This window comes from Allosphingosinicella sp. (assembly GCF_036570505.1).
Taxonomy (GTDB): domain Bacteria; phylum Pseudomonadota; class Alphaproteobacteria; order Sphingomonadales; family Sphingomonadaceae; genus Allosphingosinicella.
The window spans coordinates 1-14,571 of the sequence record NZ_DATCYB010000104.1; the positions used below are offsets into that span (position 1 = coordinate 1).

General features: G+C 65.9%; 10 protein-coding genes and 1 pseudogene. 9 read left to right on the forward strand and 2 right to left on the reverse strand.

Annotated features, from left to right (window positions below):
• A partial coding sequence (locus VIR62_RS12705) for an Rne/Rng family ribonuclease (RefSeq protein ID WP_431871819.1) occupies positions 1–1,939 on the reverse strand: 1,939 nt, incomplete at its 3' end.
• 421 nt (positions 1,940–2,360) lie between these two features.
• On the opposite strand from VIR62_RS12705, the gene VIR62_RS12710 reads away from it, so the two are divergent.
• From VIR62_RS12710 to VIR62_RS12725, 4 genes are all read left to right on the forward strand, one after another.
• Entirely contained in the window at positions 2,361–3,221 is an 861-nt protein-coding gene (locus VIR62_RS12710; RefSeq protein WP_431871821.1) for an N-acetylmuramoyl-L-alanine amidase family protein, read from the forward strand.
• A 71-nt stretch (positions 3,222–3,292) separates the two neighbouring features.
• Complete coding sequence (locus tag VIR62_RS12715; RefSeq protein WP_431871823.1) at positions 3,293–5,800, forward strand: penicillin-binding protein 1A; 2,508 nt, start codon at positions 3,293–3,295, stop codon at positions 5,798–5,800.
• Between the two features lie 35 nt (positions 5,801–5,835).
• Positions 5,836–6,963 (forward strand): peptide chain release factor 2, encoded by a 1,128-nt coding sequence (prfB, locus tag VIR62_RS12720; RefSeq protein ID WP_431871825.1) that lies wholly within the window; start codon positions 5,836–5,838, stop codon positions 6,961–6,963.
• On the forward strand, positions 6,953–7,654 hold the full coding sequence (locus tag VIR62_RS12725) for a class I SAM-dependent methyltransferase (protein ID WP_431871827.1): 702 nt from the start codon (positions 6,953–6,955) through the stop codon (positions 7,652–7,654). The genes prfB and VIR62_RS12725 overlap by 11 nt, the downstream gene beginning before the upstream one ends.
• Here the strand turns inward: VIR62_RS12725 and VIR62_RS12730 are convergent.
• Positions 7,651–8,042: pseudogene (locus VIR62_RS12730) on the reverse strand (JAB domain-containing protein). The gene VIR62_RS12725 and the pseudogene VIR62_RS12730 sit on opposite strands and share 4 nt — an antisense overlap.
• Positions 8,043–8,151: 109 nt before the next feature.
• Here VIR62_RS12730 and VIR62_RS12735 point away from each other — a divergent pair.
• From VIR62_RS12735 to lspA, 5 genes are all read left to right on the forward strand, one after another.
• Positions 8,152–8,946 (forward strand): thymidylate synthase, encoded by a 795-nt coding sequence (locus VIR62_RS12735; protein ID WP_431871829.1) that lies wholly within the window; start codon positions 8,152–8,154, stop codon positions 8,944–8,946.
• A gap of 123 nt (positions 8,947–9,069) precedes the next feature.
• Positions 9,070–9,558, forward strand: coding sequence for a dihydrofolate reductase (locus tag VIR62_RS12740; RefSeq protein WP_431871830.1), 489 nt, complete (start codon positions 9,070–9,072; stop codon positions 9,556–9,558).
• A gap of 110 nt (positions 9,559–9,668) precedes the next feature.
• Complete coding sequence (locus VIR62_RS12745) at positions 9,669–10,589, forward strand: bifunctional riboflavin kinase/FAD synthetase (RefSeq protein WP_431871836.1); 921 nt, start codon at positions 9,669–9,671, stop codon at positions 10,587–10,589.
• A 331-nt stretch (positions 10,590–10,920) separates the two neighbouring features.
• Positions 10,921–13,905: an isoleucine--tRNA ligase gene (gene ileS / locus VIR62_RS12750; protein WP_431871832.1), complete on the forward strand. Its 2,985-nt coding sequence runs from the start codon at positions 10,921–10,923 to the stop codon at positions 13,903–13,905.
• A complete protein-coding gene (lspA, locus tag VIR62_RS12755) occupies positions 13,898–14,437 on the forward strand; it encodes a signal peptidase II (protein WP_431871834.1) in 540 nt (179 codons plus the stop codon). The genes ileS and lspA overlap by 8 nt, the downstream gene beginning before the upstream one ends.
• Positions 14,438–14,571: the final 134 nt, after the last annotated feature.

The window sequence follows — 14,571 nt, forward strand, 5'->3', positions numbered from 1 at the left end:
CGCCGCGACGCCCGCGCCGGCGCCGGCGCTTGCGGCTGTGCTCGCCGTCTCCCTCATCCGAGCGCTGGCGCTGGGGTCGACGCTCGCCGCGCGCCTCGCGCTTCTCCTCGGGCTCTTCTTCCTCCTCCTCGTCCTCTTCCACATCCTCTTCGAGAAGGTCCTCCTCCTCGTCGACCGCGGGTTCCGCCACCGCTTCGAGGCGGGGACGCTGGACGGGGGGCGGACCCATCGATTCGACGCTCATCTTGGCGCCCTCGAAGCTCTCGTCGATCAGCACTTCGACGACGACGCCGTAGCGCGCCTCCACCTCGGCGATCTCGGCGCGCTTCTTGTTGAGCACGTAGACAGCCGCCTCGCGGCCGGCGCGGAGCACGATGCGGCTGCCGCGTCCGCGCGCTGCCTCGTCCTCCAGCATCCGGAGAGCCGACAGACCGGCCGAGGATGCCGTGCGCATGAGGCCGCTGCCTTCGCAATGCGGGCACGGCTTGGTCGAGGCCTCCAGCACCCCGGTGCGCAGCCGCTGGCGGCTCATTTCCATCAGGCCGAAGGAGGATATGCGGCCGACCTGGATGCGGGCGCGGTCGTTCTTTAGCGCCTCCTTCATCGCCTTCTCGACCTTGCGGATATGGCCGCTCGATTCCATGTCGATGAAGTCGATGACGACCAGGCCGGCCATGTCGCGCAGGCGAAGCTGGCGGGCGATCTCGTTCGCCGCCTCCAGGTTCGTGGCGTAGGCGGTCTGCTCGATATTATGCTCGCGCGTCGACCGGCCGGAGTTGATGTCGATCGACACCAAGGCTTCGGTGGGATTGATGACCAGATAGCCGCCGGATTTGAGCTGGACGAGCGGCTGGTACATGCCCGACAATTGATCCTCGACGCCGAAGCGCTGGAACAGGGGCACCTGGTCGGCATAGGGCTTAACCCGCCGGACGTGACTCGGCATCAAGAGCTTCATGAAGGCGCGCGCGGACTTGTACCCCTCCTCACCCTCGACCGTTACTTCGTCGATGTCGCGGTTATAGATGTCGCGGATAGCGCGCTTGATGAGGTCGCTGTCGCCATAGACCAAAGCGGGCGCCGAAGAATGCAGCGTCTTGTCGCGGATCTCGTCCCACAGGCGGGCAAGATAGTCGAAATCGCGCTTGATCTCGGTCTTGGTGCGTGAAAGGCCCGCCGTGCGGACGATGCAGCCCATCGTCCTCGGCAGATTGAGGTCGGCCATGATCGCCTTCAGGCGCTTGCGGTCCGCGCCGTTGGAAATCTTGCGGCTGATCCCGCCGCCGTGACTGGTGTTGGGCATCAGCACGCAATAGCGGCCGGCAAGCGAGAGATAGGTGGTGAGCGCGGCGCCCTTGTTGCCGCGCTCTTCCTTCACGACCTGGACGAGCAGCACCTGGCGGCGGCGAATGACGTCCTGGATCTTGTAGCGGCGACGCAGCGCCTGGCGCTTCTTGCGAAGCTCGTCCGCGGCATTCTCCTCGGGCGCGCTCTCGGCCTCCTCGGCCGGCGGCGGCGCGTCCTCGTCGGAGGCTTCGCCCTCGTCGAAAGCGGTGTCGTCGTACCGTTCCTCCTCCTCCTCCTCCGCGTCGGAGCCGCGTTCCTCGTAGCGATTGTCCTCGGCGGCGCGCAGCCGCTCTTCCTCGGCCGCGTGCTCGGCTTCCTCGCGGAGCAGCGCCTCGCGATCCTCCTTGGGAATCTGGTAGTAATCGGGATGGATTTCGCTGAAGGCCAGGAAACCGTGGCGGTTGCCACCATAATCGACGAACGCCGCCTGAAGCGACGGTTCGACCCTGGTGACCTTGGCTAGATAGATATTGCCCTTGAGCTGCTTGTGCTCGGCGGATTCGAAATCAAACTCCTCGATTCGATTTCCCTTGACCACCGCCACCCGGGTTTCTTCCTGGTGGCGCGCGTCGATCAACATGCGCATTGTCATTTATATCACTCCACGCGCACGCCGCGGCTTTGAATAGGCGGCACGCGCGCTCGAATAAGGACGAAGGCGCGGCCGAAGGGGCGCGCGCCTCAGATGTCCGGGTTAAACAGAAAATTGCGTCTGCTGCCCGAAGCCCGCCGGACGTGAATGCCGGCCGCAATGTCCCCGCCACGCCGAAACCCGTTTGGGGGCGCTCGATTTGCGGGGAGAAATGCTTCATGCAGCGTCAACCTAGGTGGCCGGCATGGAAAAGCCGGCATAATTCGCTCGGCCCGATCTGCTGACGGAGACTGGTCCCGTTTCCTTATCGAGCCGATACAGGCGCTGCTAGCATCCGGCGGCGCGACCGGCAACTGTTTAGGCATGGCCGACCACGCCTTTTCACTGGACCCGGGCGGGCCCGCGGCGGCAGGATGCGCCCATGGGGTTCCTGGCCGTCCTGCTGTCCGCGCTCATCATCCTGGCGCCCGGCTTCGCGCTCCGGCCCACGCCCGAGGCAGTCGATGCCGGCGTGACCATAGCGCTGGGCGAGCCGGCGAGAGACGATTCCGATCTGCCGCCGATTTCGGGCGCCCTCGACCCCGACCGGCCGCTGGTCGTCATCGACGCCGGTCATGGCGGCGAGGATCCGGGTGCCACCTCTCCATTCGGCGGTCGCTACGAGAAAGAGGTGACGCTCGCCCTCGCCCGCGCCATCCGGGACGAGATCGCCGCGTCGGCCCGCGTCCGCGTCGCCCTCACCCGAGACGACGACAGATATATCGACCTTCGCGATCGCTACACCATTGCCCGCCGGCTCGGCGCCGATCTCTTCATCTCGGTCCATGCCGACGCCGCCCCGAAGAACGATGCCGCCCATGGCGCGACCATCTATACCCTGTCGGAGGTCGCGTCCGACCGCGAGGCCGCCCAGCTCGCGGCGCGCGAAAACCGGTCCGGCCTCGTCGAGGGCGCCGGTTCCGCCGGCGACGCCGGGGTCGACCGCATCCTCATCGACCTCGCGCAACGCGAAAGCATGAACCTTTCCGCCGACTTCGCGCAGCTCCTGAAGCGGGAGGCCTCCCCCTTCTTCCCCTTCCGCCCGGACTATCACCGCTTCGCCTCGCTGATCGTCCTGAAAGCCCCCGACATCCCGTCCATCCTGTTCGAATCCGGCTATCTCACCAACGCGCGCGACAATGCCTACATCCATTCAGCCGAGGGCCAGAAACAGATCGCCACAGGCATGAAGCGCGCCATCGAAGCCCATTTCGCGCAAGAGATCGTCGCCAGCCAGAGTTGAGACGAAATGCGAATGCGGGGGAAGCCCGGTCCTTCACCCGGCCGGCAGGATCGGCTAGAGACTTGAGCACGATGACCACCGAAAATACCGCCACGACCCGCTTCACCCTCAGCCGTGAGGCCGGCAATATCGGTCCCGCCATCCGCCGTATATGGGCGAGCCGCTGGGCGAAGATCGCCGCGATCCTCGTCGCCATTCCGATCCTTGCGTATATCGCCCTCTGGTTCCTCTTCGCGCGCGGGCTCCCGTCGGCCGACAAGCTGCTGACCTACGAGCCGGCGCTCCCGAGCCATGTCCGCGGCATCAACGGCGAGGTCGTGCAGACCTTCGCCCGCGAGCGGCGCGTGGTGCTCGAATATGAGGAATATCCGCGCCAAATGATCGAGGCGTTCCTCGCCGCCGAGGACCGCACCTTCTTCCAGCATAGCGGCATCGACTATCCGGGCATCCTGCGCGCCGTCATCACCAACCTCACCAGCAGCGGCCGCCCGGTCGGCGCTTCGACCATCACCCAGCAGGTGGCGAAGAACCTGCTGCTGACCAACGAATTGAGCTACACCCGCAAGATCAAGGAAGCCTTCCTCGCCCGGCGCATCGAGGACGTGCTGAGCAAGGAGCAGATCCTCGAGCTCTACCTCAACCAGATTTTCCTCGGCCGCAACGCCTATGGCGTCCAGTCCGCCGCCCGCGCCTATTTCGACAAGGACGTCGACGAGCTTACCCTTCCCGAAATGGCCTATCTCGCCATCCTCCCCAAGGCGCCGAACAACTATAACCGCCCCCACCAGGAGCAGCGGGCGATCGAACGGCGAAACTGGGTGCTCGCCGAGATGGAGCGCAACGGCTTCATCACCGCGGCCGAGCGCAGCGAAGCGCAAGCCGCGCCGCTCGGCATATTGCGAGGGCCGAGGGACACCGTCGATAATGTCGGCGGCTATTATATGGAGGAAGTGCGCCGGCTCCTCGTCGGCAAATATGGCGAGGATCTGGAAGACGGGCCGCATGGCGTCTATTCCGGCGGTCTCTGGGTGCGGACTTCCTATGCGCCCCGCATGCAGGAAGCCGCGGAGAGAGCGTTCCGCGATGGCCTGATGCGCTTCGCCGGCGGCAAGGGATGGCGCGACCCGGGGCTCAGCATCGATGTGTCCGACGACTGGCGGGGCCAGCTCGCCGCCGCCCGCTTCGGCGCGGGCTATGACGACTGGCGCGCGGCGGTGGTGCTCTCGAAAGAGGGAGACAGCGCGACCCTCGGTTTCATCGACGGAAGCCAGGGCACTCTCCCCGCCTCCGCCGCTTCGATGCCGAAGCGCGGCACCGGGACGCCCGCCTTCAACTCCCTGCAGCCCGGCATGATCATCGCCGTCAAGCGCAACGGCGACAGCTATGCCTTGCGGTCGGTGCCCGAGGTTTCGGGCGGCATGATCGTCGAAGAGGTCGCGACCGGCCGAATCCTCGCCATGCAAGGCGGCTGGGACGTGCGCGGATCGGTGTTCAACCGCGCCACCCAGGCAAAGCGGCAGCCGGGATCGACCTTCAAGCCGATCGTCTATTCCGCTGCGATTGACGGCGGGATGACACCCGCCTCGATCATCACCGACGGCCCCTTCTGCGTCTGGCAGGGCGCAGGTCTCGGCAACAAGTGCTTCCGCAACTATTCCGGTCGCAGCGCCGGTCCGCAGACGATGCGCTGGGGCCTCGAACAGTCGCGCAACCTGATGACGGTGCGCACCGCCAATATGACCGGCATGGACAGGATCACCAAGCTCGCCAGGACCCTGGGCGTCGGCGACTATCCCAACTACCTCTCGATCGCACTGGGCGCCGGCGAGACGACCGTCCTTCAGATGACCAACGCCTTCGCCATCCTCGCCAATAACGGCAAGGAGGTGAAGCCGACGATGATAGACTATATCCAGGACCGCCACGGGAAGGTCATCTACCGCACCGACACGCGGCCCTGCGAAGGCTGCGACGCCCCCGACTGGAACGGCAAGCCGATGCCGCGCCCGCCGCTTCGTACCAAGCAGGTGATGGACGCGATGACCGCCTATCAGGTCGTCCATATGTTGGAGGGGGTCGTGACCCGCGGCACCGCCCAGCGACTGCGCGATCTCAATCGGCCCCTCTTCGGCAAGACGGGGACGACCTCGGGCCCGAACGACGTCTGGTTCATCGGCGGCACACCCGACATCGTCGCCGGCGTCTATGTCGGCTACGACCAGCCGCGCAGCCTTGGCGGCTGGGCGCAGGGCGGCCGCATCGCCGCGCCGATCTTCGAGGAATTCGCTCGGGCGACGATCGTCGACCGGCCGATCGTCGAGTTCCGGGCACCCGCGGGCATACGCATGGTCCGCATCGACCGGCGATCGGGCCGCAAGGTGTTCGGTACATGGCCTTCGACCAGCGATCCCAAGGCGGCGGTGATCTGGGAAGCCTTCAAGCCGGAGACCGAACCGAGGCGCTCGATCCGCCGCGAGCAGATCGCCGAGCGCGAGGCCGCCACCGCGCCGGTGCGCCAGGCCGCCGTTCGCCGCGAAGACGATAGCGACTTCTTGCAAAGAGAGGGCGGCATCTACTAGTTCCGCCGAACTTTTCCGAGAATAAGGACCGCCTCATGCGCGCCGAAGCGCAAGCTCATGTCGACCAGATCAGGTCCGCCCTCGACCTGTTGCGCCGATTCCTGGACTGGGACCGGGCGCTGCGCCGCCTCGACGAGCTCAATGCCCGGGTCGAGGATCTGGACCTGTGGAACGACGCCAAGCAGGCCCAGTCGGTGATGCGCGAGCGTCGCCGGCTTGATGAGGCTATCACCGCGACCAAGGCGATCGAGAAGGAGCTCGACGATACGATCGAGCTCATGGACATGGCCGAGGCCGAGGGCGACGACGGGCTGGTCGACGACGCGGTCGCCGCGCTGGAGACGCTCGCCGAGCGCGCCGAGCGCGACAAGGTCGCCGCGCTCCTCGCCGGCGAGGCCGACGCCAACGACACCTATATCGAGGTCAATGCCGGCGCCGGCGGCACCGAGAGCAACGACTGGGCCGGCATGCTCCAGCGCATGTACACCCGCTGGGCCGAGCGCCACGGCATGAAGGTCGAGCTCATCGACCAGCATTCGGGCGAGCAGGCGGGCATCAAGTCGGCGACGATGCTGCTGAAGGGCGAGAACGCCTATGGCTATGCCAAGACCGAGAGCGGCGTGCATCGCCTCGTCCGCATCAGCCCCTATGACAGCTCGGCCCGCCGCCACACCAGCTTCGCCAGCGTCTGGGTCTATCCGGTGGTCGACGAGGATATCGATATCGAAGTCAACGAAAGCGACCTTCGCATCGACACCTACCGCGCGAGCGGAGCCGGCGGCCAGCACATCAACACTACCGATTCGGCGGTGCGCATCACCCACCTTCCCAGCGGCATCGTCGTCCAGTGCCAGAACCAGCGTTCGCAGCACAAGAACCGGGCCGAGGCGATGAACCAGCTCAAGGCGAAGCTCTACGAAGCCGAGCTCCAGCGCCGCGAGGCCGAGGCCAACGCGACCGCGGCGAGCAAGACCGACATCGGCTGGGGCCACCAGATCCGCTCCTATGTCCTCCAGCCCTATCAGCTCGTGAAGGACCTCAGGACCGGCGTCACGTCCACGGCGCCGTCGGACGTGCTCGACGGCGACCTCGACCGCTTCATGGCTGCCGCCTTGTCGCAAAAAGTGACGGGCGAGACGGTCGAAGTCGAAGATGTCGACTAGGCCGGCCCTCCTCGCGCTCGCGCTGGTGACGGCGGGATGCCGGGAGGCACCGGATCCGTCCCCCTTCCCCGACCCCCAGCGGCCGGTCGCGCCGATCGTCTCGCCGCGCTACTCGAACGAGGACGCCCGCGACAGCGCCGGAGAGTTCGAGAAGGTGGTCGAGCTGGCCGGGATTCAGCCCGGCATGTCGGTCGCCGATGTCGGCGCGGGCGAGGGCTATTATACGGTCCGGCTGGCGCCGCTGGTGGGGGCCGACGGGCGCGTGCTCGCCCAGGACATCGTGCCCCAGACCCGGGATGCGCTGGCCCAGCGTGTCACCCGCGAGCGGCTCGACAATGTCGCGGTGAAGCTCGGCCTGCCCAACGATCCCATGCTGCCGGAGGCGTCGTTCGACCGAGTCCTCCTCATCCACATGTATCACGAGATCGAGCGGCCGAGCGAATTCCTCTGGAACCTTCGCCCGTCCCTGAAGCGCGACGGCAGCGTCGTCGTGGTCGAACCCGATCGCACCACCTTGCGCCACGGCACGCCTCCGCGCCTGCTGCTCTGCGAGTTCGCCTCGGTCGGTTACGAGGTGGTCCGTTTCGAGCGGCTTCCCGACTCCGAATCCTATTTCGCCCAGTTCAGGGCGGCCGGCCCCGCGCCGGCGCCGCAGGACATCCCCGTCTGCCCGATCCAGCAGGAATCCTAGAGAAGCCCCAACGCCCGGAAGCTCCTGCGTTCGTCACCGGCGAAGATCAGGTGATCCAAGAGGCTGAGGCCGAGCCCGGCGCCCATTTCGCTCAACCTTCGCGTCGCCGCGATGTCCTCGGGGCTCGGTTCGGGATCGCCGCTGGATGACAATGCGCCAGTATGAGGCCCGCGGAATCGAGCCGCAGCGCGTCGGCGACGATGGCGCGCACCGGGAGCACGACATGGCCGGTCGCTCCGACCGTTTCTTCGGAGAGTCGGATAAGCCGCCGCTTGGCGTCGAGATGAGCGACGATCAGCGTTTCCCGCTCGCGCCGGCAAAGCCGCGCTCGGAACAGGCGCGCGGCGTCCCCGGCGGTCCTGATGATCGGGGCAGCCGCGCATACCATGCCGGCGTTGTGCCACGATCACGCCTTCCATCGACGCCGAGATTGATCCGTTCCGGAGGAATGTCGAGGCCGCTTGGAATGGGCCGCCCCGCACGCCATAACGGGCCTTATGCAGCCCTATCATGACCTCCTCTCCCGGATTCTTTCCGAGGGTGTGCCGCAGCAGGACCGCACCGGCGTCGGCACCCTTTCGGTCTTCGGCCACCAGATGCGATTCGACCTGGAGCGAGGCTTCCCGCTCCTCACCACCAAGAAGCTGCACCTGCGCTCGATCATCGTCGAGCTGCTCTGGTTCCTGAAGGGCGACACCAACATCGCGTACCTCAAGGAGAACAAGGTCAGCATCTGGAACGAATGGGCCGACGAGACGGGCGACCTCGGCCCCGTCTACGGCAAGCAATGGCGCGACTGGGAGGGGCCGGACGGCGTCCATATCGACCAGATCGCGAACCTCATCGCCCTCATCAACCGCGACCCCGCCTCCCGCCGCCAGATCGTCTCCGCCTGGAATCCGGCGGAGCTGGACCGCATGGCCCTCGCCCCCTGCCATTGCCTGTTCCAGACGCAGGTCGCGGCCGGCAAGCTCAACCTCCAGCTTTACCAGCGCAGCGCCGACGTCTTCCTCGGCGTCCCCTTCAACATCGCCAGCTACGCACTCCTCACCCACATGCTCGCCGACCAGTGCGGGCTGGAACCCGGCACGTTCGTGTGGACCGGCGGCGACTGCCACCTCTATTCCAACCATCTCGAGCAGGCCCGGCTCCAGTTGAGCCGCAAACCGCGTCCGCTCCCGAAGCTGACGATCAGGCGCCGCCCCGACGCGATCGACCAGTATGAGTACGAGGATTTCGAGATCACAGAATACGATCCCCACCCGCACATCCCCGCGCCGGTGGCGGTGTGATGCTCCTCTCCGTCATGCCAGCGAAGGCTGGCATCCATGCTGACTCTGTCTGGACCCCAGCCTTCGGGGTCCCCGCAAAGTGCTACTTTGCGGGGTGCCCCTCCGCTGGGGTGACGCCTTGATATGGATGATCCCCAAGTCACCATCGTCGTTGCCCGGGCCGACAATGGCGTGATCGGCAAGGACGGCAAGCTCCCCTGGCACCTCCCCGCCGACCTTAGGCATTTCAAGCGCGTCACCAGCGGCACGGCGATGATCATGGGCCGCAAGACGTTCGACAGCCTGCCCGGCCTTCTCCCCGGCCGCCGTCACATCGTGCTGACGCGGGCTCCCGATTGGCAGGCTGAAGGCGCGGAAGTCGCCCATTCCGTCGACGGGGCGCTAAGGCTCGCCGGCCCCGATCGCGTGTCGGTGATTGGGGGCGCCGAGATCATCGATCTCTTCCTGCCCCAGGCCTACGCCATCGAGCTCACAGAGGTGCATTATGATGCCGAGGGGGACACCACCCTCCCCGCACCCGATCCCGCCCAATGGCGCGAGGAGGCGCGCGAGGACCATCCGGCCGAAGATGGCCGTCCCGCCTACAGCTTCGTCAGGCTGGGGCGCCGCTAACACACGTCACCCCAGCGAAAGCTGGGGTCCATTCTGACTCGGTATGGATTCCAGCTTTCGCTGGAATGACGAGAATTGGAAAACCGGTTCAGCGTCCCTATACGCCACCCATGGAGCGGCTGGACGGCGGCTCGGCGGTTCCGGCCCATCTTCGCGGCGGGATTGCCGCGCTCGGCAATTTCGACGGATTTCATCGCGGGCACCAGGCGGTGGTCGGCGCGGCGGTCGATCGCGCGCGCGCCGAAGCCCGCCCTGCCTTGGTCGCAACGTTCGATCCGCATCCGGTGCGTTTCTTCAAGCCGGACCTGCCGCCCTTCCGCCTCACCACGCTCGACCAGCGCCAGCGCCTGTTCGCCGAAGCAGGCGCGGATGCGATGCTGGTCTTCCATTTCGACGCCGCCCTCGCCTCCGTCACCGCCGAGGATTTCGTCACCGAGCATCTGATCGGCCTGATCGGCGCGGCCGGCGTCGCGACCGGCGAGGACTTCACCTTCGGCCACAGGCGCGGTGGCAATGTCGAGGTGCTGAAGCGCCTCGGCGCCGAGCACGGCCTGTCGGTCGACGCCGTCGCGGCGATCGAGGCGGACGGCGAGCCCGTCTCCTCCAGCCGCATCCGCGAGGCGCTGGAGGCCGGCGACTGCGAAACCGCCACCCGCCTCCTCACCCGCCCCTTCGCCATCGAAGGGATGGTCGAGCATGGCGACAAGCGCGGCCGCGAGCTCGGCTACCCCACCGCCAACATCGCGCTCGGCCCCTATCTCCGTCCCAAATTCGGCGTCTACGCCATCCGCGGCCGCCTCCCCGATGGGCGCGTGCTCGACGGCGCCGCCAATCTCGGCATCCGCCCCCAATTCGATCCGCCCCAGGAGCTGCTGGAGCCGCATTTCTTCGACTTCTCCAGCGATCTCTACGGCCAGACCATCGAGGTGGAGCTGATCAGCTTCATCCGGCCGGAAGCGAAGTTCGACAGCCTGGAGGCGCTTTCCGCCCAGATAAGAGCGGATTGCGAGGAGGCGCGCCGGCGCCTCTAGACCATCAATCGTCATTCCCGCGAAAGCGGGAATCCAAGCGGCGCCGACGCCTGGCGAGAAGCCAGTATGGATTCCCGCCTTCGCGGGAATGACGGTATTGCAGCCAGGGGCGACCTTGCTCCGGGCTTGCAAAGTAGGATTTCAACTGCTCATCAGCACGGGTGACCATCCACCCCGATCCATCTCGCCCTGCCGCGCCCGTTTTCCCCGCGACCGCCGCAACCTTCACGATTTGGCGCCAGACCGTGAACTTCGTGAACTTCACAGGGGCGATCGCCGATTTTCCGGCGGGTGTTCCCTTGTCCGCGCAACCCGGCTAAGCGGCGCGGCAATGTCCGAAAAACCCGATTACAAAGACACGGTCTTCCTCCCCAAGACCGACTTCCCGATGAAAGCCGGCCTCGCACAGAAGGAACCGGCCATTCTCGCGCGCTGGGAGGAGACGGGGCTCTACAAGCAGCTCCGCGAGGCTCGCACCGGCAAGCAGCGCTTCATCCTCCACGACGGTCCGCCCTACGCCAATGGCGACATCCATATGGGCCATGCGATGAACAAGGTGCTGAAGGACATCGTCGTCCGTTCGGCGAGCCTTCGCGGGTTCGATGCGCCCTACATTCCCGGCTGGGACTGCCACGGCCTTCCGATCGAATGGAAGATCGAGGAGGAATATCGCAAGAAGAAGCTCGACAAGGACGCGGTGCCGGCGGCCGAGTTCCGCGCCCAGTGCCGCGCCTATGCCGAGAAATGGGTGGCCATCCAGATGGAGCAGTTCCAGCGCCTCGGCGTGATGGGCGAATGGGACGACCCCTATCTCACCATGAAATATGAGAGCGAGGCCGCGATCGTCGCCGAGCTGATGAAGTTCGCGATGTCGGGGCAGCTCTACCGCGGCGCCAAGCCGGTCATGTGGTCCCCGGTCGAGAAGACGGCGCTCGCCGAGGCCGAGGTCGAATACGAGGACATCGTCTCGACCCAGATCGACGTAGCGTTCGAGATCGTCGAAGCGCCGAATGCGCCCGAGCTCGTCGGCGCTCACGCCGCCATCTGGACCACTACGCCCTGGACGATCCCAGTAAACCAAGCCCTCGCATATAGCGAGGAGGTTGAATACCTACACTTCTTAGATCCCTTTGGTGACTATTCCTATCTGGTCGCCAACGATCGAGAATTGCTGGCAAAGTTCATCGGCCGGCTGCGCAATAATCAACTGGACTCTCCCATAAATTCTTGGAGCGACCTTGAACGAGCGTGCGCTGCGAAGCCGGCTGACGTCTCAACCTGGCTTTCAGAGATCAACGACGGGAAAGTTGTGAAGAGCGAGCATTTAGCCGGCACCGTCGCTCGCCATCCAATGCACCATCTCGGCGGCTTCTTCGCTAAACCCCGCCCGTTCCTCCCCGGCGATTTCGTCACCACCGAGGCGGGCACCGGCCTGGTTCACATGGCGCCCGACCATGGCGAGGACGATTTCCTGCTGTGCAAGGCGCACGGCATCGACACCGTCTTCGCGGTCGAGGATGACGGGCGCTATCGCCAGGACTGGCTCTGGCTCGGCGGCCAGGGATCGGTCATCAACAAGAAGTTCAACGCGCCCGACGGCCCGATCTGCGCGGACCTGCGCGACGCCGGCGCCCTCCTCTCCGCGAGCGAGGATTTCCAGCACAGCTATCCGCATAGCTGGCGGTCCAAGGCCAAGGTGATCTTCCGCGCCACGCCGCAATGGTTCATCCCTATGGACAAATCCATCTCCTCCCCCCTTGTGGGGGAGGATCAAGGAGGGGGGCCGGCCGCGTCTGAGGCCGATAAGAGTCTTTCAGCCGCGGACGCGGCTGGCCCCCACCCCAGCCCCTCCCCACGAGGGGGAGGGGAAACACTCCGCCAGACCGCCCTCGCCGCCATCGAGGAGACTCGCTGGGTCCCCGCGCGCTCGAAGAACCGCATCCGCTCGATGGTCGAGGGTCGGCCGGATTGGGTGATCAGCCGCCAGCGCGCCTGGGGGGTGCCGATTGCGCTCTATGTCCATCGCAAGACCGGCGATTATCTGCGCGACGAGGCGGTGAATGCCCGCATCGTCGAGGCCTTCCGCCAAGGCGGCGCCGATGCCTGGTTCACCGCCGACCACCAGGCCCTGCTCGGCAACGACTACAACCTCGCCGATTACGAGCCGGTCACCGACATCCTCGACGTCTGGTTCGATAGCGGCTCGACCCACGCTTATGTGATCGAGGAGCGCTACGGCGAGGGCGTGCGGGCCGACCTCTACGTCGAGGGCTCCGACCAGCATCGCGGCTGGTTTCAGTCTTCGCTGCTCGAAAGCTGCGGCACGCGCGGGCGGGCCCCTTATGAGGGCGTGCTCACCCACGGCTTCGCGCTCGACCAGAACGGCCGCAAGATGTCGAAGTCGATCGGCAACGTCGTCGATCCCTTGAAGATCATCAACGAATCCGGCGCCGATATCCTGCGCATGTGGGTCGCCTCCACCGACTATTTCGAGGATGTCCGCATCGGCAAGGAAGTGCTCGCCGGCACGTCCGACGCCTATCGCAAGCTCCGCAACACCTTCCGCTACCTGCTCGGCGCCCTCAGTGACTTCTCGGAAGACGAGACGGTCGCGCCCGCGGACATGCCGGAGCTCGAACGCTGGGTCCTCCACCGCCTCGCCCTGCTCGACGCGGAGCTGCGCGCGGCGGCGGAAGGCTATGAGTTCAACCGCTACATCCGCGCCATCACCAACTTCTCGAACGACGACCTCTCGGCCTTCTTCTTCGATATCCGCAAGGACAGCCTCTACTGCGACGCACCGTCCTCACCAAAGCGCCGCGCCTACAGGACGGTGCTAAACCACGTCTTCGAAGCGTTGGTGCGGTGGGTGACGCCCGTCCTCTGCTTCACCGCCGAGGAGGTCTGGGCGAGCCGCTACCCCGACGCCGGTTCGATCCATCTCGAAACCTGGCCGGAGGTCGATTCGACTTGGGGGGACACCGCACTCGGCGAGAAATGGGAGCTGCTCCGCGCGCTCCGCACCCGCGTCACCGAGGCGATCGAGCCGATGCGGCGGGACAAGGTTATCCGCTCCAGCCTCGAGGCCGAGGTCGCGCTGACCCTGGCCGAACCGGACCTACTGGCGGCCGTCCGTTCGGTGGATTTCGATGAGCTCTGCATCGTGTCCGCGCTGGCGGCCGGCGAAGGCGAGAATGACTTGGTCGCCGTTACACGCACCGAGAATGACAAATGCGGCCGCTGCTGGCGCCATCTGCCGGAAGTTAAGGAAGACGGCGCGCTTTGCGCCCGCTGCGAGGAGGTGGTGAATGGCTGAGAGCGTGTCCGCCCTGCTTCGCGAGAGGACGGCGGAGAAGAATCACCGCATGCTCGGCTTTTCGGTCGCGGCGCTGATCTTCCTCGTCGATCAGGTCACCAAATATATCGTCACCTATCCGCTCGACCTCCAGCAGCGTCGCGTCATGCAGTTGTTCGAGATTTTCGATCTGCGCTGGGTCGAGAATTACGGCGTGTCGATGGGCTTCCTCACCGCCGGCACCGACACCGGCCGCTGGCTGCTGGTGGCGCTCACCGCCGCCATCTCGATCGGCGTCACCTTCTGGCTGTGGCGCGAAAAGCGGCGCGACGACACGATCGCCCTCGCCCTCGTGCTGGGCGGCGCGATCGGCAATATCGTCGACCGGGTCCGCTACGGCTATGTAGTCGACTTCGCCGACCTTCATTTCGGCGACTGGCGACCCTTTTTGATCTTCAATGTCGCCGATGCTGCCATTACCATCGGCGTTCTGCTATTGCTGTTCCGGGCTCTGCTCACGCGTGAGCGCAAGGCCCCTCACAAGGAAACTTAACCATGCGTACCGTCAAAATCCTAGTGGCCGCCACCGCCGCCTCGCTGCTGCTGACGGCGTGCGGCGCGTTCGGCGGGGGCCGCGACCGGCCCGACGAATTCGCCGTGACCCGCGCCCAGCCTCTGGTCGTGCCG

Bases quoted from the DNA above. Each gene is read 5' to 3' on its own strand.
- VIR62_RS12710 (WP_431871821.1), top strand. From the start codon at position 2,361: ATGGGGTTCCTGGCCGTCCTGCTGTCCGCGCTCATCATCCTGGCGCCC.
- ileS (WP_431871832.1), top strand. From the start codon at position 10,921: ATGTCCGAAAAACCCGATTACAAAGACACGGTCTTCCTCCCCAAGACC.
- lspA (WP_431871834.1), top strand. From the start codon at position 13,898: ATGGCTGAGAGCGTGTCCGCCCTGCTTCGCGAGAGGACGGCGGAGAAG.
- VIR62_RS12725 (WP_431871827.1), top strand. From the start codon at position 6,953: ATGTCGACTAGGCCGGCCCTCCTCGCGCTCGCGCTGGTGACGGCGGGA.
- VIR62_RS12735 (WP_431871829.1), top strand. From the start codon at position 8,152: ATGCAGCCCTATCATGACCTCCTCTCCCGGATTCTTTCCGAGGGTGTG.
- prfB (WP_431871825.1), top strand. From the start codon at position 5,836: ATGCGCGCCGAAGCGCAAGCTCATGTCGACCAGATCAGGTCCGCCCTC.
- VIR62_RS12715 (WP_431871823.1), top strand. From the start codon at position 3,293: ATGACCACCGAAAATACCGCCACGACCCGCTTCACCCTCAGCCGTGAG.
- VIR62_RS12745 (WP_431871836.1), top strand. From the start codon at position 9,669: ATGGAGCGGCTGGACGGCGGCTCGGCGGTTCCGGCCCATCTTCGCGGC.
- VIR62_RS12740 (WP_431871830.1), top strand. From the start codon at position 9,070: ATGGATGATCCCCAAGTCACCATCGTCGTTGCCCGGGCCGACAATGGC.